General features: G+C 47.3%; 17 protein-coding genes. 8 read left to right on the top strand and 9 right to left on the bottom strand.

Annotated elements, in window-relative coordinates; translation table 11 throughout:
* Positions 1 to 57 precede the first annotated feature (57 nt).
* Entirely contained in the window at positions 58 to 4,254 is a 4,197-nt protein-coding gene (rpoC, locus tag INR79_RS16985) for a DNA-directed RNA polymerase subunit beta' (RefSeq protein WP_022551811.1), read from the top strand.
* Positions 4,255 to 4,494: 240 nt separating this feature from the next.
* Here the strand turns inward: rpoC and INR79_RS16980 are convergent, their stop codons facing one another.
* Complete coding sequence (locus INR79_RS16980) at positions 4,495 to 4,986, bottom strand: Rsd/AlgQ family anti-sigma factor (protein ID WP_038142123.1); 492 nt, start codon at positions 4,984 to 4,986, stop codon at positions 4,495 to 4,497.
* 182 nt (positions 4,987 to 5,168) lie between these two features.
* Here INR79_RS16980 and nudC point away from each other — a divergent pair, with 182 nt between their 5' ends.
* Positions 5,169 to 5,924: an NAD(+) diphosphatase gene (nudC, locus tag INR79_RS16975; RefSeq protein WP_200766505.1), complete on the top strand. Its 756-nt coding sequence runs from the start codon at positions 5,169 to 5,171 to the stop codon at positions 5,922 to 5,924.
* Between the two features lie 261 nt (positions 5,925 to 6,185).
* Positions 6,186 to 7,253 carry a uroporphyrinogen decarboxylase gene (gene hemE, locus INR79_RS16970; RefSeq protein WP_200766506.1) on the top strand — a complete coding sequence of 356 codons (1,068 nt, stop codon included), beginning with the start codon at positions 6,186 to 6,188 and terminating at the stop codon, positions 7,251 to 7,253.
* 210 nt (positions 7,254 to 7,463) lie between these two features.
* On the opposite strand, the gene INR79_RS16965 is transcribed toward hemE, so the two are convergent.
* Both INR79_RS16965 and INR79_RS16960 read right to left on the bottom strand, forming a co-directional pair.
* A complete protein-coding gene (locus tag INR79_RS16965) occupies positions 7,464 to 8,042 on the bottom strand; it encodes a uracil-DNA glycosylase family protein (protein ID WP_223095238.1) in 579 nt (192 codons plus the stop codon).
* Entirely contained in the window at positions 8,042 to 8,968 is a 927-nt protein-coding gene (locus INR79_RS16960) for a D-2-hydroxyacid dehydrogenase (protein ID WP_223095236.1), read from the bottom strand. The genes INR79_RS16965 and INR79_RS16960 overlap by 1 nt, the downstream gene beginning before the upstream one ends.
* A gap of 70 nt (positions 8,969 to 9,038) precedes the next feature.
* Between INR79_RS16960 and INR79_RS16955 the strand changes: the two genes are divergently transcribed.
* A complete protein-coding gene (locus tag INR79_RS16955) occupies positions 9,039 to 9,626 on the top strand; it encodes a YjaG family protein (protein WP_223095234.1) in 588 nt (195 codons plus the stop codon).
* Positions 9,627 to 9,676: 50 nt separating this feature from the next.
* On the opposite strand, the gene INR79_RS16950 is transcribed toward INR79_RS16955, so the two are convergent.
* A complete protein-coding gene (locus tag INR79_RS16950) occupies positions 9,677 to 10,003 on the bottom strand; it encodes a hypothetical protein (RefSeq protein WP_004402056.1) in 327 nt (108 codons plus the stop codon).
* Between the two features lie 127 nt (positions 10,004 to 10,130).
* Between INR79_RS16950 and INR79_RS16945 the strand changes: the two genes are divergently transcribed.
* A complete protein-coding gene (locus INR79_RS16945) occupies positions 10,131 to 11,021 on the top strand; it encodes a LysR family transcriptional regulator (protein ID WP_223095232.1) in 891 nt (296 codons plus the stop codon).
* 27 nt (positions 11,022 to 11,048) lie between these two features.
* Here INR79_RS16945 and INR79_RS16940 read toward each other — a convergent pair whose 3' ends face one another.
* The gene (locus INR79_RS16940; RefSeq protein WP_022590803.1) at positions 11,049 to 12,140 is read right to left on the bottom strand and encodes a CNNM domain-containing protein; all 1,092 of its coding nucleotides are present in this window, start codon (positions 12,138 to 12,140) and stop codon (positions 11,049 to 11,051) included.
* A 262-nt stretch (positions 12,141 to 12,402) separates the two neighbouring features.
* Here INR79_RS16940 and hupA point away from each other — a divergent pair, with 262 nt between their 5' ends.
* Both hupA and INR79_RS16930 read left to right on the top strand, forming a co-directional pair.
* Positions 12,403 to 12,675 carry a nucleoid-associated protein HU-alpha gene (gene hupA / locus INR79_RS16935; RefSeq protein ID WP_004402053.1) on the top strand — a complete coding sequence of 91 codons (273 nt, stop codon included), beginning with the start codon at positions 12,403 to 12,405 and terminating at the stop codon, positions 12,673 to 12,675.
* Positions 12,676 to 12,714: 39 nt separating this feature from the next.
* The gene (locus tag INR79_RS16930) at positions 12,715 to 13,413 is read left to right on the top strand and encodes a DUF1481 domain-containing protein (RefSeq protein ID WP_022590802.1); all 699 of its coding nucleotides are present in this window, start codon (positions 12,715 to 12,717) and stop codon (positions 13,411 to 13,413) included.
* A gap of 63 nt (positions 13,414 to 13,476) precedes the next feature.
* On the opposite strand, the gene purD is transcribed toward INR79_RS16930, so the two are convergent.
* Both purD and purH read right to left on the bottom strand, forming a co-directional pair.
* Positions 13,477 to 14,766 (bottom strand): phosphoribosylamine--glycine ligase, encoded by a 1,290-nt coding sequence (gene purD / locus INR79_RS16925; protein WP_022597897.1) that lies wholly within the window; start codon positions 14,764 to 14,766, stop codon positions 13,477 to 13,479.
* 55 nt (positions 14,767 to 14,821) lie between these two features.
* Positions 14,822 to 16,414, bottom strand: a complete 1,593-nt coding sequence (purH, locus tag INR79_RS16920) for a bifunctional phosphoribosylaminoimidazolecarboxamide formyltransferase/IMP cyclohydrolase (RefSeq protein WP_223095230.1) — start codon at positions 16,412 to 16,414, stop codon at positions 14,822 to 14,824.
* Between the two features lie 334 nt (positions 16,415 to 16,748).
* Here purH and zntR point away from each other — a divergent pair, with 334 nt between their 5' ends.
* Positions 16,749 to 17,189, top strand: a complete 441-nt coding sequence (zntR, locus tag INR79_RS16915) for a Zn(2+)-responsive transcriptional regulator (RefSeq protein WP_004402049.1) — start codon at positions 16,749 to 16,751, stop codon at positions 17,187 to 17,189.
* A gap of 72 nt (positions 17,190 to 17,261) precedes the next feature.
* Here the strand turns inward: zntR and adhP are convergent, their stop codons facing one another.
* Both adhP and INR79_RS16905 read right to left on the bottom strand, forming a co-directional pair.
* The gene (adhP, locus tag INR79_RS16910) at positions 17,262 to 18,275 is read right to left on the bottom strand and encodes an alcohol dehydrogenase AdhP (RefSeq protein WP_022551800.1); all 1,014 of its coding nucleotides are present in this window, start codon (positions 18,273 to 18,275) and stop codon (positions 17,262 to 17,264) included.
* A gap of 166 nt (positions 18,276 to 18,441) precedes the next feature.
* On the bottom strand, positions 18,442 to 20,085 hold the full coding sequence (locus INR79_RS16905) for a methyl-accepting chemotaxis protein (protein ID WP_223095228.1): 1,644 nt from the start codon (positions 20,083 to 20,085) through the stop codon (positions 18,442 to 18,444).
* Between the last annotated feature and the right edge of the window lie 223 nt (positions 20,086 to 20,308).

Below are 20,308 nucleotides of genomic sequence, written 5' to 3'. Positions count from 1 at the left end.
GTAGAAGGTGCTCACTTTTGCGGGTGAGCCCCTTTTAACTCCTTACAGGAGCTGATTGTGAAAGACTTATTAAACTTTCTAAAAGCACAGCATAAGACCGAAGAATTTGATGCAATCAAAATCGGTCTATCTTCACCAGACATGATCCGTTCATGGTCTTTTGGTGAAGTGAAAAAACCTGAAACTATCAACTATCGTACGTTCAAACCTGAGCGCGATGGTCTGTTCTGTGCGCGTATTTTTGGTCCAGTTAAAGACTACGAATGTCTTTGTGGCAAATACAAGCGCCTGAAGCACCGTGGTGTAATCTGTGAGAAGTGTGGCGTTGAAGTTACACAAACTAAAGTTCGTCGTGATCGCATGGGTCACATTGAGCTGGCTTCTCCAGTTGCTCACATCTGGTTCCTAAAATCTCTACCGTCTCGTATCGGTCTGTTGATGGATATCCCACTGCGTGATATCGAACGCGTACTTTACTTTGAAATGTACGTTGTTACAGAGCCAGGCATGACAGACCTAGAAAAAGGTCAAATGCTGACGGAAGAAGAGTACCTAGACCGCTTGGAAGAGTGGGGCGACGAATTCACAGCGAAGATGGGTGCAGAAGCGATCAAAGATCTGCTAAGCACTATGGATCTTCAGCGTGAAGCGGAGCAAATGCGCGAAGAGCTAGAAACCACTAACTCTGAAACTAAGCGTAAGAAGGTAACTAAGCGTCTGAAAATCGTTGAAGCGTTCATTCAATCTGGTAACAACCCAGAGTGGATGATCCTGACGGTTCTTCCAGTCCTTCCACCAGATCTACGTCCTCTGGTTCCACTAGATGGCGGTCGTTTTGCGACTTCTGATCTGAACGACCTATACCGTCGTGTGATCAACCGTAACAACCGTTTGAAGCGTCTACTAGAGCTTGCTGCTCCGGACATCATCGTACGTAACGAAAAGCGTATGTTGCAAGAGTCTGTTGATGCGCTTCTTGATAACGGTCGTCGTGGTCGTGCGATCACAGGTTCGAACAAGCGTCCTCTGAAATCTCTTGCTGATATGATCAAGGGTAAACAAGGTCGTTTCCGTCAGAACCTTCTAGGTAAACGTGTAGACTACTCTGGTCGTTCTGTAATCACAGTAGGTCCATACCTTCGTCTGCACCAGTGTGGTCTTCCTAAGAAGATGGCACTTGAGCTATTCAAACCATTCATCTACAGCAAGCTAGAAACTCGTGGCATGGCGACGACAATCAAAGCTGCTAAGAAGATGGTAGAGCGTGAAGAAGCGATCGTTTGGGATATCCTGGACGAAGTTATCCGCGAACACCCAGTACTGCTTAACCGTGCACCAACACTTCACCGTCTTGGTATCCAGGCGTTTGAACCAGTACTTATCGAAGGTAAAGCGATTCAGCTACACCCACTAGTGTGTGCGGCGTACAACGCCGACTTCGATGGTGACCAAATGGCGGTACACGTGCCTCTAACTCTAGAAGCACAGCTTGAAGCTCGTACTCTGATGATGTCGACAAACAATATTCTGTCGCCAGCATCAGGTGATCCGATCATCGTACCTTCTCAGGACGTTGTATTGGGTCTTTACTACATGACTCGTGACAAGATCAACGCCAAAGGCGAAGGCATGTACCTATCTGGTCCTGCTGAAGCTGAGAAAGCGTACCGCACTCAGTCTGTAGAGCTTCACACTCGCGTTAAAGTTCGTATTACTGAAACTGTTGTTGATGAAGACGGCAACAGCGTGACGGAAACTAAGCTGGTTGATACGACTATCGGTCGTGCAATGCTATGGCAAATCGTGCCATCAGGTCTTCCGTTTAGCCTGGTAAACCAGAAACTTGGTAAGAAGCAAATTTCTACGCTTCTTAACGAGGCTTACCGTAAGCTTGGCTTGAAAGACACAGTAATCTTCGCTGACCAAATCATGTACACAGGTTTTGCTTACGCGGCAATGTCTGGTGTATCTGTTGGTATCGACGACATGGTTGTGCCAGACGCGAAGTACACTGAAATCGCGGAAGCAGAAGAAGAAGTACGTGAAATCCAGGAGCAGTTCCAGTCTGGTCTTGTTACTGCTGGTGAGCGTTATAACAAAGTTATCGATATCTGGGCGTCTACCAACGACCGTGTTGCGAAAGCAATGATGGATAACCTGTCTTCTGAAGCTGTTATCAACCGTGACGGTGAAGAAGAACAGCAAGAGTCGTTCAACAGCATCTACATGATGGCCGACTCCGGTGCTCGTGGTTCTGCAGCTCAGATTCGTCAGCTAGCAGGTATGCGTGGTCTTATGGCTCGTCCGGATGGTTCGATCATCGAAACGCCGATCACCGCGAACTTTAAAGAAGGTCTGAACGTACTTCAGTACTTTATCTCAACCCACGGTGCTCGTAAGGGTCTTGCGGATACCGCACTTAAGACAGCGAACTCCGGTTACCTAACTCGTCGTCTAGTAGACGTTGCTCAGGACGTAGTAGTCCACGAGCACGACTGTGGCACGCACGATGGTATCGATATGATGCCTCATATCGAAGGTGGTGATGTTAAAGTAGCACTGACTGAGCTTGCTCTTGGTCGTGTGGTTGCAGAAGACATTCTTAAGCCAGGTACTGAAGACGTACTGATTCCACGTAACACACTTATCGACGAGAAATGGTGTCAGATCATCGACGAAAACTCTGTTGATAAGATGAAAGTACGTTCGGTTGTAACCTGTGACTCTGACTTCGGTTGTTGTGCGCAATGTTACGGTCGTGACCTAGCTCGTGGTCACCTAGTGAACCAAGGTGAAGCAGTAGGTGTAATCGCTGCTCAGTCTATCGGTGAGCCGGGTACACAGCTTACGATGCGTACGTTCCACATCGGTGGTGCGGCATCGACAGCAGCGGCTGAGAACAGCATTCAAGCGAAGAACACAGGTTCTGTGAAGCTTCACAATGCTAAGTTCGTAACCAACAAAGACGGTAAGCTTGTTATCACTTCTCGTGCATCTGAACTGACCATCATCGATGAGTTCGGTCGTACGAAAGAGAAACACAAACTGCCTTACGGTTCTATCCTGAGCAAAGGTGACAACGACGCAGTTGAAGCTGGTGAAACAGTGGCTAACTGGGAAGCGCACACCATGCCAATCATCACTGAAGTGGCAGGTCGCATCCAATTCGTTGACATGATCGACGGCGTAACAGTTTCTCGCCAGACAGATGACCTAACTGGTCTGTCTTCAAGCGAAGTAACTGATGCAGCGGCTCGTCCTTCAGCAGGTAAAGACATGCGTCCAGCGGTTAAGCTGATTGACGCAGCGGGTAACGATGTAATGATTCCTGGTACAGATATGCCAGCTCACTACTTCCTGCCTGGTAAAGCAATCGTACAGCTAGAAGACGGCGCGGAAGTAGGTGTGGGTGACACGCTTGCACGTATTCCTCAGAAGTCTGGTGGTAACAAAGATATCACCGGTGGTCTTCCACGAGTTGCTGACTTGTTCGAAGCACGTAAACCAAAAGAGCCTGCTATCCTAGCTGAGCACACTGGTACAGTGAGCTTCGGTAAAGAGACGAAAGGTAAGCGTCGCCTGGTAATCACTCGCGAGGGTGGTGAGACTTATGAAGAAATGATTCCTAAGCATCGCCAGCTAAACGTGTTTGAAGGTGAGAAGATCGAACGTGGTGACGTTATCGCTGACGGTCCAGAAGCACCGCACGATATCCTACGTCTGCGTGGCATCCGTGCAGTAACGGAATACATCTCGAACGAGGTTCAGGAAGTATACCGTCTGCAAGGCGTAAAGATTAACGATAAGCACATCGAAACTATCGTTCGTCAAATGCTACGTAAGTGTACGATCACTCACGCTGGTGACTCTGAGTTCCTACCTGGTGAGCAGGTGGAATACTCTCAGGTTAAGATTGCTAACCGTCAACTAGAAGCTGAAGGCAAAGAGCTTGTACGCTTTGAGCGCGAGCTTCTAGGTATCACGAAGGCATCTCTAGCGACAGAATCGTTCATCTCTGCGGCATCGTTCCAGGAGACAACACGCGTACTAACAGAAGCTGCGGTTTCTGGTAAACGTGATGACCTGCGTGGTCTGAAAGAGAACGTAATCGTTGGTCGTCTAATCCCGGCTGGTACAGGTTTCGCCTACCACCAGGATCGTCAAAAGCAACGCGAAGAACAAGGTCCTTCTGCAGAGCAAGCGACAGACAACCTGGCAGCGCTTCTGAACGCAGGTTTCTCTACTGAAGAGTAATCGACGTTAAGATGTTAAAAAGGCACCGAAAGGTGCCTTTTTTGTGTCTGTTGATCGCTAAACTGATTTGGTATAGCAAATTGTGCGTATTCGAAGGGATCCGATACCTTGATACTTTGATACTTTGATACTTTGATACTTTGAGTGCAGAAAAGTAAGCCGAGTGTTCTGGAGAAACGTTTTTTTAGATGTGATAAAGCAGGAGTGCGATTAACACCCCTGCAAGAGTGTAGCAGTAAGTTAAGCGCCCGGTGGAACGGCTAAACTGTCTGCTATCAACCTGATGAGCTGGTCTTCCACTTCGAATCGAGTTTCCAAGATTTCACCAATCAATGACAGCTCGCTTTCAAGTTTGCTCAGCGGATCTTCTTCGTCGATGGTGGCGTACTTATCGGTAAAGTTCAGCAATGGATCGGTTGTGAGTACGATCTTTCCATAAGTGTCATTGATTTCATCGGTTGGTGAGTAGCCAGTCGATTTCCAGCGATCCATCACCATATCGTAGATTTTGAAGTGACCTTCAGAGATGTAATCAACGAGATGTTGGCAGAAGCGTTGTAGTTCTTGGGGAGAGGGCAGACCTGAAACGGCAGCCGCTTTAACGGTTTGTGGTTTTGCAAGCTCACAATATTCCACAACCAGCGATTGACGTGTATCGAGCCAATGATCGATGACTTCGCTGGAGCCACCCCACTGTTCTTGTACTTGTTTGAATTTATTCAGCATGACCATGTCCTCATGATCTGATTACTAGCCAATCAGCAATCTAAGCCTCTGAAACCAGAGGAGTCCATTTAAAATGCAATCTCTTGCTCTATATAGAATTTATAGATCGGATCTTACTGAGCTACAAACTCTGGTAAGAAATTAGATTGCCAGTAAAATGGTTGAACTTCAAGCAAAGAGGGTATGGCATGTTCAAAAATGAAGAGCCAGTTTATTGGTGTGTTGTCGAGGGAAGCGAAGTTTGGATCGAGAACGGCTCACTACCACTAGGAAGTGCCAGCTCTTTGAATTTAAACGCAGAAAATGCGCAGGTCATTGGCAACTACCAAAGTAAGAAAGTGGTGTGGCTGAATCATGTGGAAGTGGAGCAAGTCTTACCTATGACTCCTCTTCGCAGCTTGTTGCATTACCCGGAAGAATTATTTTTGGTGATCAGTCGTGCCATTCAATTTGGGCACATGAGCCAAACACTGCGCTTTTGCCCTCAATGCGGTGGAAGAAACCATCTCAACTTCAATCAACTGGCTATGCAGTGTGGTGACTGTCGTACGCTCCATTATCCTAGAATCTTCCCCTGTATCATCGTCGCTATTCGTAAAGAGAATCAGATCTTACTGGCGCAGCACAACCGCCATCGTGGTGGCATGTATACGGTGATTGCAGGGTTTGTTGAAGTGGGGGAAACACTGGAACAATGCGTCGCTCGGGAAGTGAAAGAAGAAACTGGGATAGAGGTTTCCAATATTACTTACTTTGGCAGTCAACCCTGGGCATTCCCTTCCAGTTTGATGATGGGGTTTATTGCTGATTATCGTAGCGGTGACATTAAGCTAGACAAGACGGAGCTGGTGGATGCACAGTGGTTTGGTTTTGATGAATTACCAGAGGTTGCCCCAGAGGGTACAATTGCCCGAGCATTAATTCGGGAAGTGGCTAATAATTAATTGTAAGTTGAGCTTTTAAATAAAAAAAACCTCCGGTGAAACCGGAGGGGTAAGTAAGATGTCGTTATGAGATGCTGGGTATTCGTATACCCAGATATTATAGTTTTCGCTAGCGATCAAATTTGTAACATGCGCTTTCTAATGAATCAATTTCACATTGATTTTTATCGCTAATAACATGATCCAGGTTGCAAAGCCCAGATTTCCATAATGGAGATAAGTGGTAGAATAGCGACTTTACAATCGATTGAAGAAGCCAGAATGACTGAACTAAAGAACGATCGTTACCTAAGAGCTCTATTGAAAGAGCCAGTAGATTACACCCCAGTCTGGATGATGCGCCAGGCAGGTCGTTACCTGCCAGAGTATCGCGAAACCCGTGGGCAGGCAGGAGACTTCATGTCTCTATGTAAAAACGCAGAACTGGCTTCGGAAGTGACTCTTCAGCCGCTACGTCGTTTTCCTCTTGATGCTGCTATTCTGTTTTCAGATATTCTGACCATCCCAGATGCAATGGGGCTTGGTCTGTACTTCGAAACTGGCGAAGGTCCGAAATTTACCAACCCAGTCACCTGCAAAGCGGACGTTGATAAAATTGGCATTCCAGATCCTGAAGGCGAACTTCAGTACGTGATGAATGCGGTGCGTCAGATCCGTAAAGATCTGAATGGTGATGTTCCCCTGATTGGTTTCTCTGGCAGCCCGTGGACACTTGCGACTTACATGGTCGAGGGTGGAAGTTCAAAAGCCTTTACCAAAATCAAGAAGATGATGTATGCCGAGCCTCAAACGTTGCATGCGTTGTTGGATAAGCTTGCAGAAAGTGTAATCGAGTACCTGAATGCACAAATCAAAGCTGGTGCACAATCGGTAATGGTGTTTGATACTTGGGGTGGTGTATTAACCCCTCGTGATTACAACCTGTTCTCGTTGCAGTACATGCATAAGATTGTCGACGGCTTGATTCGTGAAAACGATGGTCGTCGCGTGCCAGTAACTCTGTTCACCAAAAATGGCGGCATGTGGCTGGAGCAAATCGCAGCAACAGGGTGTGATGCAGTAGGGCTCGACTGGACAATCAATATTGCAGATGCGAAGGCTCGTGTAGGCGATAAAGTTGCGCTGCAGGGCAATATGGACCCGTCTATGCTTTATGCACCTCATGATCGTATTCGTGAAGAAGTCGCCACCATTTTAGAAGGTTTTGGTGAAGGTGGAACGGGGCATGTCTTCAACTTGGGTCACGGCATCCATCTTGATGTGCCACCTGAGAACGCAGGCGTGTTCGTTGAAGCGGTACACGAGCTTTCTAAGCCTTATCACAAGTAACACTCTTAATGTCTTCTCAAAGCGCGCTTTGCATTGCAGGCGCGCTTTTTTGTGCAGGTCAAATAGTATTTGGATCATCATAGGCCAAATAGTGGTTTCGCTGTACAAAAGGGACGATGCTATAAATTTCAGATGGTTATTTTGGAAATGTCACCTAAAGTAAGTGGAGTGTACAGCTTTAGGTCTATTAAGATCATCATGATCCAAAAGCTATAAAACTCGAGAAACGATCCCCCGAATGTAAGGGACGGTCTCCGACTCAAACCAGGGGTTCTTTTTCAGCCAAAGTGCGTTCCTTGGAGAAGGGTGAGGTAATGGGAGAAACTCTGGTGCCCAACGCTGCCACTGCTCGACGGTTTGAGTCAGGGTCTTGGGGCGATTCTGAAGATAGTACTGCTGAGCATATTGACCAATCAGCAGTGTCATTTCGATATTGGGTAGCAAATCGAGAACCGATGCATGCCAAAGTGGCGCACATTCTTTTCTTGGTGGTAAATCGCCACTTTTTCCCTTTCCCGGATAGCATAAGCCCATCGGCATAATGGCGATCTTAGTTGGGTTGTAAAACACCTCTTTGTCGATATCCAGCCATGTTCGCAGGCGATCGCCGCTTGGGTCGTTCCAAGGGATAGAGGTTTTATGGACTCTGGTTCCGGGCGCTTGCCCGATGATCAGTAAACGCGCTTCCTCCGAAGCCTGAATCACAGGGTTAGCACCCAATGGCAATTCAGGTTCGCAAACTTTGCACTGGCGAATGTCCGCCAACAAAGAAGGCAGAGCCGACACCATCAATAACCTTTCTTGAAGTCGACGCGATTTTGCAATTTAAACCCGTCATACCATCTGAGGTAGTTTTCTTTGAACTGCTCAAAAACTTGGTGTGGAAAGCTCACTGCGGCAATGTGCGGGGTGACGGAAACCTTGTCATGCGACCAGAATGGAGACGATTTTGGCAAAGGTTCCTGTTCAAACACATCCAGAAAAGCATGAGCGATGTTGCCATTTTCGATGGCAGGGATCAGGTCGTCTTCAACCAGCACATCGCCGCGTCCGACACTGAACAATAACGCGTTGTCTGCATGAGCTAAGCGCGCGGCATTGAGATAGCCTCGGGTATCGGGCGTAGAAGGTAAAGTACTGACGATGATGTCTGCGTCTTTTACCGCTGATTTGAACTCCCCAATATGGAAAGTGTATTTGAATGGGGATGCTTTTGCCGGGATCCCCGTTCGGTTGACCCCGCCCGTTTTCATTCCAAGTGCATTGCAGACTTTGGCCACATGGCAGCCGATGTCGCCCGTACCGAGTACCAAAATCGATTTATCCGCTAAGGATTGATAAGGGTGAGGTTGCCACTGAGATTTAAGCTGTTGTTGCTGGTATGTCGAAAAGTGGCGAAAATACTCAATCGTGTTGCCAACCACGTATTCGGAAATCTGCTGACCAAATATGCCTTTTACATTGGTCAGTTCGTAGTCCTGACGAAGTCCACTGACGACCAGCGCATCCACACCTGCAAACGTTGACTGTAACCATTCCAGTTTAGGCAGGTTTGGGAGGTCGTTAACAATGAGTGGAGGATCGGCCAGAACGATGTTGGCAAGGCTTTTGTCCTGAGTGATGACCAAGTCTTCTAGCTGAGCATTGTTGATTAGTGATGCGTATTCCGCTTGGTCTTTCGAAGCGATATAGACTTTGTTGGTGAAATTATTCATAGGCTTGCTTTTTTCCCTCTGGCGAATCAAGTACACTTCCGCTGTCTTTTTCTACAACCGTTGGATCACCATGTTACAGAATCCTCTCCAAATTCGCCTCGAAAAGTTCGAGCCTTGGCAGCAAATAACGTTTATGGCGTCTCTTTGTGAGCGAATGTACCCCAACTATGCGGTTTTTTGCCAGAACACAGAGTTTGCAGAATCACGTGTCTACAAAGATATCTTAGACAGTGTTTGGGAGTTACTCACGGTTAAAAATGCGAAAGTAAACTTCGAGCGTCAGCTAGAAAAACTGGAAGAATTGATCCCTTCTGCGGATGATTTTGATTTCTATGGCGTTTACCCGGCGATTGACGCGTGCGTTGCGCTTTCCACTCTGCTGCATGGCTTGCTAGACAGAGACACTCTGTTTGAATCCATGCTGAAAATCAGCGAGCAGTCTGTCAATACGGTTGCGCACTTGGAAGAAGCGCAGTCTGGGGAAGAAGTGACCAACGACAACCAGAAAGAAAATGAAGCCGTGTGCGCTGAATGGGATGTGCAATGGGCGATTTTCCGACCTTTGAAAGACGCAGTCGAGCGCGATGTGGAACTGGTTAAAGAGCTGCGACAAGAGCTCCGTGATGACCCGGTCAGCAATATTGGGTTGGCAGTTTAATCGCACTAAGGCTCCTTTCGGAGCCTTTTTCTTGTCTAGGGCAACAGTTTTTAGTCAAAACTGATGGCAGAGGAAGCATGGATACAGCCATAAACTTGAATATCTACCGAATCAGGCTGAATCAGAGCGATCAACTTGGCGAACGAGGGCTTATCTGCCATTAGTTGATTGGAGTTATGTGCGTCTTCGGCGGTTTCCCAGTAATAGAGTTGTAGCCACTGTCCCGTCTCATTCACAGATAAGGTTTCATGAATAAAGCCAGGTAGGTTTTTTAAATCCAGTAACATGAGCTCCACGGCACTTTTCATCTCTTCTTCGCTCACGCCTTCATTTGCACGCCAGGTAACGGTCTCAATCACACTATTCGCATTTTTCATTGATGGTTGCTCCTTAAATTAAGCGTTATCTTCTCGAGTTTGTTAAGACTTACGCATTCTATTTGTTGTTAATTTGAAAATAATTACTGAAGATAGAAAGCATCAGTTTCCATTTTGGAATGAAAGGATGGCGAATTTTAAGCACGCATCGATATACAGGCAGGTGGTCGAATTTGGCTCAATGGCGGAGGCAGCAAAAGCGTTGGCAGTAACACCTTCTGTTATCAGTAAGAAAATTGCAGAATTGGAATCCAGCCTCGGAGTACAATTGCTGATTAGAACGACCAGAAAACTGGAAGTCACTGAAGCTGGTGAGTACTTCTATCAGACCTTTTGTCGGATAGATTCTGAATGGAATGAGCTCCTTTCCGAGGTTGCGCGCCTCAATGACAAACCCGCTGGCGTATTAACGATTGCTGCCCCAACCTTGGTAAATTCACGTGTGTTGATGAAAGATCTGGCGCGCTTTACGGAGCAGTACCCCGATATCGAGTTTGATTTACGCAGTGTCGATTACGACGCGATACCAGCAAGTTTTGCGGACATTTCATTAGCGCGGGACATTGAGTTGTTCAACTCGTCCATGTTTGTGCGAGTGCCTTTGTATCGCTATGTAAACCAGTTATTTGCATCACCTGCTTATCTCGAAAAACACGGCGTTCCAGATAGCATTGAAGCGCTTTCCCAGCACTCTTGCCTTGCTTATGGCAAACAGGTCACCAGAACCAGATGGGAATTTGCTGGTGGAGAACAGGTACAAGTTCAGCCGAAACTTTGGTCTGATAATACGGAGATTCTGATTCAGGCAGCATTGCAGGGGAGGGGGATTATTTACGTGCCTGCTCTGATCCTAACTAAGGAACTGGAAAACAACTTATTGGTGCCTGTTGATGTTACCAATACCCAAAGCCGGGAGTTTGAGTTTGTTGCGTATTACCGTAAACAGCAGTACTTACCGCGAAAGTGTCGGGTACTATTGGATTTCCTGAAAACCTGTGGACCGGAATTACCCCAATAAAAAGGCTCCTGTTAAGGAGCCTTAGATTCAGTCTTTCTTCGCGGTGTCTTCCGAAGGTTCTTCCTCGTCTTCATCACGGCTTTCAATTACGCCATGGGTTTCTTTCCACTTTTCCCAGCGCTTGTTTGCCAGGAACTGCATGTCACTGGCTTTATCCGCTTCATCGACAATCTCTTCACCAAGCAGGTATTCAAAGATGTCTTCCAGTGTCACGATACCCTGAATTGTGCCGTACTCATCCACAATCAGAGCTAGCTGCACACGCTGAGCCATCATCTGATCAAAGGCCTTTGGCAGCGCCATCTTGTTAAGGATGACATGAATGGGGCGCATGACGGCTCCAAGCTGCTTGCTGCCATGTCCAGACTGCTGAAGTTTAAACAGCTCTAAGCGATGGACGAATCCCAGAATATTGTCCGTCTGCTGGCTGTAGACCAGAGGTCTGGAGAATGGTGTGTCTTTATGCTCAGACAAAAACGCGTCAATCGTCATTTCTGCATCCACACGGAAAACAACTGGGCGAGGGGTCATTACCTGTGTTACTGGCACATCCTGAATGTTCAGCAAGTTATGCAAAATGCGCGACTCGCCTTCTGCGAATTCGCCTGACTCTTTTGCCAGTATAGCCATGGCTGATAGCTCATCACGCATTTTCGGTGCCTGATGACCGTGCGCAAGGCGCTTAGTGATTTGCTCTGAGAACCAGACGAACGGAGTTAGCGCCCATACCATCCACCGCAAAGTGGTTGCAGCCATTGGGGACAACTGACGCCAGTAAGTCGCACCGATGGTTTTAGGCACGATCTCAGAAAAGACTAAAATACCGAAAGTCAGCACCGCAGAGAACACACCAAGCCATTGGCTGCCAAACACCACAGTGGCTTGTGCACCGGCCGTTGCGGCACCAATAGTATGTGCAATGGTGTTCAACGTCAGGATAGAAGCAAGAGGTCGGTCGATGTCTTCTTTTAATTCCGACAGCTTTTGTGCTGATGGATGACCTTGCTGGCGAAGCTGAGCAATGTAACTTGGGGTAATACTCAACAACACCGCTTCCAGAACGGAGCAGATGAACGAGACTCCAATCGCGATGGAGACATAGAAAGCGAGCAGTAACATAGTTTCCTACAGTCAATAATTGTCGTTGATATCAATAGGCTCCCAATAGAGGCTAACTATCAACTAGCCTATAAATCGGTTCTGAAAGCCGGAAAAACAAGCTTAATAGTGAGAAAAGTCGTAACAAATTGTGAGGTAAAGCTCATAATCTGGTTAAAAACTCGGCAGAAGAGCGAAAGTGAGGCGACAAACCTTTGCCACAACAGGTATTTATGGATTACAGTGAATTAGATTTCGAAAAACATACAAGAAGGGAAACCTAATGAACAAGACCCAACTCATCGACTTCATCGCAGAAAAAGCTGATCTATCTAAAGCACAAGCAAAAGCAGCTCTTGAAGCGACTCTAGGCGGAGTGACTGAAGCTCTTAAAGAGGGTGACCAGGTTCAACTTATCGGTTTTGGTACATTCAAAGTAAACCATCGTGCAGCTCGCACTGGTCGCAACCCTAAGACTGGCGCCGAGATTCAAATCGCAGCAGCAAATGTTCCAGCATTTGTCGCTGGTAAAGCACTGAAAGAATCAGTGAACTAATCTATACTACGCCGAGTTTTTACTCGGCGTAGTTATTTTATGAAGCGATTTCTTTACGCACCTCTATTGCTAGCGGCGTTAGTCGGTTGTTCTTCCAGTTCCAACGTACCTCAAGCTAACCAGTATGCATACTATTCTGGCGGGCAATCTATTGGGGATTCTACAAGCTTTTATTGGTTTACCAAACGACTAGGCAGTGCCTATTCGGCGGCGGATTACGTGTCATCGGGAGACTATGGCTACTACCATACGGACTATGCGTGGCAAGGCGATACTCTGCGTGAGTTGATTCGAAAAGGTTACCGCACCAATGACGAGCTAGAGCTCGTGCCTTATCGTGTCCATTTACGTTTCAGTGCTTCTGGTGAGGCTGTCTATCAGCAATATCGGGTTGATGGAAAAGTACTTCCCGTGCCTGAAAAGCAAATTCAGCGCTATCAGGAAGAAGCGGCGTTTGTGGTAGAGACGACGGAGTCGCAGGAAAAAGATAGCCTTGAACTCATTCAGGGGTACTGGGATGGCGAAACATTCGAGACCTGTGATGACAGGGAATACGAAAAGCTTGCGTTTAACCAGACGCTTCCAAGCTTTGTGGTCAACCGCTTGTCATCGGTCGACAGTTATGTTGCGTTTATAGGTCGTAAGGACTTGAATACGCTATCCGTTAACGATCTGCTGATGTTGGCGGAAGACAGTCAGGATTGCATCAAGCGACCATCTTTTATCGAGCAAAACTGATTAAAAATATCGAATACAAAAAAGGCGCTCACTGAGCGCCTTTTTCACATCTGAGCCTTGAGATTATTTCTCTTGCTCACGAGCAATGGCACGGTAGCCAATGTCATTACGATGGAACATGCCTTCCCAGCTGATTTGCTTCGCCAGTTCGTACGCACGTTGCTGAGCTTCAGAAACCGTATTGCCAAGTGCTGTTGCACAAAGTACACGACCACCGTTAGTCACGATGTCGCCATCTTTGTTGTCTGTGCCTGCGTGGAATACTTTCTCTCCGTTCACTTCCTGTTGAGGAAGACCAGAGATGACATCGCCCTTGTTGTAAGACGCTGGGTAACCACCTGCTGCCAGAACAATACCGATTGACGCACGTGGATCCCATTTGGATTCCACTTGGTCCAGTTTCTCATCGATCGCTGCCAGACAAAGCTCAACCAGATCCGATTCCATGCGCATCATGATAGGTTGAGTTTCTGGATCACCGAAGCGGCAGTTGTATTCGATCACTTTCGGTGTGCCGTCTTTGTCGATCATCAAGCCCGCGTACAGGAAGCCTGTGTATGGGTGACCTTCAGAAGCCATGCCGTTCACGGTAGGGTAGATCACCTCTTCCATGATGCGGTTATGAATTTCTTGTGTTACGACAGGGGCCGGAGAGTAGGCACCCATGCCGCCGGTGTTAGGACCCGTGTCTTTATCGCCAACACGTTTGTGGTCCTGGCTGGTGGCCATTGGCAGAACGTTCTTGCCATCGACCATTACGATGAAGCTGGCTTCTTCGCCATCTAGGAATTCTTCAATCACCACACGGCTGCCTGCTTCGCCAAACGCGTTGCCTGCCAGCATATCTTTTATGGCGTCTTCTGCTTCCTGTAGTGTCATCGCAACGATAACGCCTTTACCCGCTGCAAGACCGTCAGCCTTAACAACGATTGGTGCGCCTTGTTCGCGAACGTAAGCCAATGCTGGCTCAATTTCCGTGAAGTTAGCGTAAGCCGCTGTAGGAATGTTGTGGCGAGCCAGGAAGTCTTTAGTGAAGGCTTTTGAGCCTTCTAGCTGCGCGGCAGCTTCGCTAGGACCAAAGATAGGCAAGCCTGCTGCGCGGAATGCATCCACCACACCAATAACTAAAGGAGCTTCAGGACCAACAATCGTCAGCTCGATCGCTTTTTCTTTCGCGAAGGCAACCAGCGCTGCGATGTCTTCTACACCGATCGCTACGTTTTCTAGCTTAGGTTCAAGAGCTGTACCCGCATTACCAGGTGCAACGAAAACCGTCTCAACATTTGGGTTCTGAGCCGCTTTCCATGCCAACGCGTGTTCACGACCGCCAGCACCGATTACTAATACATTCATCTTATAATCCTTAAATCATGTAGAAAGAGGCACTCTGGAGTGCCTCTTAGCGAAATTAGTGACGGAAGTGACGCATGCCCGTAAAGATCATCGCCATGCCGTGTTCGTCAGCGGCGGCGATAACTTCGTCATCACGCATTGAGCCACCTGGTTGAATCACACACTTAATGCCCGCTTCTGCAGCCGCATCGATGCCATCGCGGAATGGGAAGAATGCGTCAGATGCCATAACACTGCCAGCGACTTCCAAACCTTCGTCTGCTGCTTTGATGCCCGCAATCTTCGCTGAGTAAACGCGGCTCATTTGACCTGCGCCCACACCAATCGTCATGTCGCCTTTTGCGTATACGATAGCGTTGGATTTAACGAACTTAGCCACTTTCCAGCAGAACAGTGCGTCTTTTAGTTCTTCATCGGTTGGCTGACGCTTGGAGACAACTTTCAAATCATCCAGCGTTACCATACCTTGGTCACGGTCTTGAACCAGAAGACCGCCATTGACGCGTTTCACGTCGAAGCCCGTTGTCTTAGCTGTCCACTCACCACACTCAAGAAGGCGAACGTTTTTCTTCGCTGCAACCACTTCAACTGCTGCTGCAGAAACTTTTGGAGCGATGATCACTTCAACAAACTGACGCTCAACAATGGCAGATGCCGTTTCTGCGTCCAGTTCTTTGTTGAATGCGATGATACCGCCGAATGCAGATGTTGGGTCAGTCTGGTATGCGCGGTTGTACGCTTCTAAGATGTTTTCGCCTAGCGCTACACCACACGGGTTAGCGTGCTTAACAATCACACATGCTGGCTCGTCGAACTCTTTCACACACTCAAGTGCTGCGTCAGTGTCTGCGATGTTGTTGTAAGAAAGCGCTTTACCTTGAATTTGGCGAGCAGTAGAAACAGACGCTTCTTCTGGGTTCGCTTCAACGTAGAAAGCTGCCGCTTGGTGGCTGTTCTCACCATAGCGCATGTCTTGTTTCTTCTCGAACTGCTGATTGAAAGTACGAGGGAATTTGCTCTCTTCGTCACCTTCTTTGTTCTCACCGTAAGATGGAACCATAGTGCCGAAGTAGTTAGCGATCATGCCGTCGTAAGAAGCTGTGTGTTCGAATGCTGCGATAGCGAGATCAAAACGCGTTTCCAGAGTCAGAGACTTGTCGTTCGCGTCCATTTCTGCAATTACGCGGTCATAATCGCCAGCGTTAACAACGATAGTGACGTCTTTGTGGTTTTTCGCCGCAGAACGCACCATAGTTGGACCACCGATATCGATGTTTTCTACTGCATCTTCCAGCGTACAACCTTCTTTTGCTACGGTTTCAGCAAATGGGTATAGGTTCACTACTACCATATCGATTGGGTTGATGCCGTGTGTTGCCATGATGTCGTCATCTTGACCGCGACGACCAAGCACACCACCGTGAACTTTTGGATGAAGAGTTTTTACGCGACCGTCCATCATCTCAGGGAAGCCAGTGTAGTCTGATACTTCAGTTACAGAGATGCCTTGTTCGGCAAGCAGGCGAGCAGTACCGCCAGTAGAAAGGATATCGACACCACGGTCGGCAAGGGATTTTGCAAACTCAACGATACCAGTTTTGTCTGATACGCTGATAAGAGCGCGGCGAATTGGACGAGCGTTATTCATTGCTTCCATCTTCCTCAAATTCACAGAGTTAATGTGTAAAAAATAAACTAAAGATATTTGCCAAAAATGAACAGGTTTGTACGCTCAATCCAGAAAAATAATCGTATCATCCAAGATGCTATCCCCTTACTATGAAAGGGAAGCAGAGCGACAAATTTGGCCAGTTTTGGTAAAGACCTTTGGCTGGTCAGTGCTTTAATTTCAACTCGAAATTTGATGGCGCGTATTCTAACTAAATTATTACAAAAAAGCTCGCGCAATCGTTTGGCGTCACAAAAATAATTGTGAAAATCGGATTTTGACGCCGATTTCGTAAAGATAAGGTTAAAAAAACATGTTTCAGATTGGTGAGTTAGCCAAAAGATGTGGCGTGAGTACGGATACACTTCGCTTTTATGAGAAGAACCAGCTGATTGCGCCTGCAGGACGAAGTGAATCGGGTTATCGGCTTTATGATGATAAGAACCAGCAACAGGTGCTCTTCATTCTGAAATCTAAGTCTCTGGGGTTAAGTCTTGATGAGATCAAAGAACTTCTGGAGATAAAGCTGGAAGCCACTGAACACAGTTGTGCGGAAGTCAAATCGATAACCACGGCGAAACTTGAACTCATCGACGAGAAAATCCATGAGCTTACCCGCATTCGAAGTGCACTAGAAAAAATCAACGATGCCTGTTGTGGTGAAGTGGATGACGATGCCAGTCATTGTTCCATTCTCGAAGCACTCGCTGGCGAAGAAGTGCACGGTGGCGAAAAGTGCTGTGAAGATAGATAACGAGTGATTTTTTAAATTGGAAAGAAAAGGGCAGTCATGGCTGCCCTTACAGTTTTTAATGCTTAACGCGAACTATGCCAGTTCCATTACGATTCGCCCATTAATTTCACCTTTCTCCATATCAGCAAAGATGTCGTTAATGTCTTCGAGGTGTTTCACTTCGGTAATGGCTTTGACTTTGCCTTCGGCAGCAAATTGCAGGCATTCCTGAAGGTCCTTACGAGTTCCAACAATAGAACCAATTACTTTGACGCCGTTCAGCACCGTATCAAAAATTGGGATGGGCATTTCTTCTGGTGGAAGACCGACGAGGACGCAAGCTCCTCCGCGGCGAATGGCTTTGTATGCTTCCTGGAACGCAGGTTTTGAAACAGCAGTACACACGACACCGTGTACGCCACCAACCAGTTCATGAATCACTTCTGAAGGCTTTTGCTGCATAAAGTCGATGCAGTGTGTTGCCCCGAGTTCTTTGGCTAATGCCAGCTTTTCCTCACCGGTGTCCACCGCTATGACGTTCATACCCATAGCTGCAGCGTATTGAATGGCTAAATGACCCAGCCCGCCAGCTCCGACAATCGCTACCCATTGACCTGGCTTAACGTCTGTGACTTTGAGAGCTTTGTATGTGGTTACGCCAGCACAGAAGAGAGGTGCGGCATCGACGTAGCTGATTCCGTCTGGGATTTTTACGGCATATTCGCCATGTGCCAGGCAGTATTCAGCGTAACCACCATCCACAGAGTAGCCAGCGTTGTGTTGATCTAAACAGAGGGTTTCTTGCCCTTCTAAGCAGTAGTCACAATGCCCACAGGCACTGTACAACCAAGGGATACCCACTCGGTCTCCCACTTTCAGGTGTTTGATTTCACTGCCGACTTCGACAATTTCCCCCACACCCTCATGACCGGGAACCAGCGGCATTTTAGGCTTCACTGGCCAGTCGCCATGACAGGCATGTAAATCGGTATGACACACGCCACACGCGTGTATTTTGACGAGAACATCACGCGCTTTTACATTTGGAAGCGGGATGTCTTTGATAACTAAAGGTCCTTTAAACTCATTCACCACAGCGGCTTTCATGGGATTCTCCATCAGTGACTAAATGTATTCGATAATCATTCTCATTAAATTGATATGAAATTAAATTGATACAAGTCACGAACAGTGTGAAAAACGAAAAGCAAGTTTCAGCTTGTGAGCAATAACAAAAAACGCCGCATTTCGCGGCGTTTGAGGGAAGTTAAAATCAGACTTTGAAATTCCTGATGATGTTTTGTAGTTCCTGTCCATTGCTTAGCAGGGCTTCGCTGGCTTGTGCTACCTGTGTTGCTTGCGCAGCCGACTGGTCACTGTTTTCAGAAATGAGGACCAGATTTTTGCTGATTTCTTCTGTTGCGAGTGTCTGTTGGGCACTCGAATCCGCAATCTGCTGGTTCAACTCCAGAATATGAGTAATTTGCTGACCAATATCGGCTAAGGTAGCTCGGGCATGCTGCGCTTGTTCATGCGTCGCGCTCGACTGGGTTTGAGTTTTCTCCATTGCTGAGGTGACGGTTTTTGCTCTTGCCTGAAGGTTTGACACAATTTGCTCAATCTCATCGGTGCTTGCCTGGGTGCGGGTTGCCAATGTACGCACCTCATCGGCTACGACAGCAAAGCCTCGTCCTTGTTCACCTGCTCGAGCCGCTTCGATTGCGGCATTCAATGCCAGTAAATTGGTTTGTTCGGCAATGCCGCGGATAACATCCAGAACGGTGCTGACGGTTTCTGAGTCTTGCGCTAGTTGCTGCGTACTTTGCTCTGTTTCTGTCAGAAGCTCAGTCAGTGACGTCATATGGTTGGTGGCACTATCGATGACTTGCACACCCTGCTGACCCAGCTTGGCTGCCTGCTCTGCTGCATCGGCAGCTGAAGATGCTGAGGTTGCAACTTCCTGATTGCTTACATGCAGTTCATCCATAGCAGAAGCAACGGTATCCACAGATTGGTGCTGTTCTCCTGCTTTGATCGATGCTTCAGACGCGACCTGATTCAGTTGGGTAGCGGCACTGGTGATGCCGTCTCCCACCGGAACCATATCGGTCACTATGGTGCGAATTTTCTGAGTGAAAAGGTTAAAAGCCGCGGCAATGTGGCTTAGCTCATCTTTGCCTTTAGCGGGTAAGGCTTTGGTGAGGTCACCGTCTCCCTCTGCAATATCATTAAGAGCGTATTCTGTCTCTTCACATGGCTTGGTGATGCTGAGTCCAAACCAAGTCGCTATAAATCCCATTCCAATGATGCACGCAATGATGATCAAAAGCGTCGATTTGGCTCGCTCCCAGAAAAGGGCATCTATGTCATCGATATACACACCACTGCCCACTATCCAACCCCAAGGCTGGTGAAGTTTCACGTAAGAGAGCTTTTCGATGTCGACATCTGATCCCGGTTTTGGCCACATGTAGTTTACGAAACCCCCTCCGTTGTTGCGTTTGACTTCGTTGACAAACTCAACAAATAAAACTTTGCCAGTCGGGTCTTTCACGCCGGATAAATCTTTACCGTTCAACTGTGGCTTTATGGGGTGATTCACCATATAAGGGCGAGTATCGTTAACCCAAAAGTAGTCGTTCTCTTCATATCGGAGTTTATTCAGTGCAGCCTTAGCTTGTTCCTGAGCCTCAGATCGGCTAAGAGCGCCGTCAGTTTCAAGTTGGTAGAAGTGGCTGATAAGGCTATGAGCGGATTCGACCAGATGTCGGGTTTTGACCTGTTTCGCTTCAATCAGATCGCCGTAATACGCGTATTTAATGTAGGAAAGTGGCGCCAACATTAACACCGCGATACTTAAGGTCATGATGTACAGCCGAGTTTTAATGGATACGTTGCGCAAGCTAAATCTATTCATAACGACAGTCCTTTCGTCGATGAGTGCGTCTTGGTGGTGTTGTTGTAGTTATTTGTTCAACAGCCTAAGTTCCGTCTGCTTAGATTGTTAAAAATACGTTAACGTTTAAATTCAGTATATTGAATGAGCTGCAGTTATAAATTCGACCAAAGGCGCATAAAACCACAATGATGGGAATTTCTGATGAGGTAGGTGTAAAAAGCAGGCTTGGTGTGAAATATAT

It is taken from the genome of Vibrio sp. SCSIO 43132, from assembly GCF_019904195.1.
GTDB classification, from domain to species: domain Bacteria; phylum Pseudomonadota; class Gammaproteobacteria; order Enterobacterales; family Vibrionaceae; genus Vibrio; species Vibrio nigripulchritudo.
This window is presented reverse-complemented; position numbering and strand designations above follow the sequence as displayed.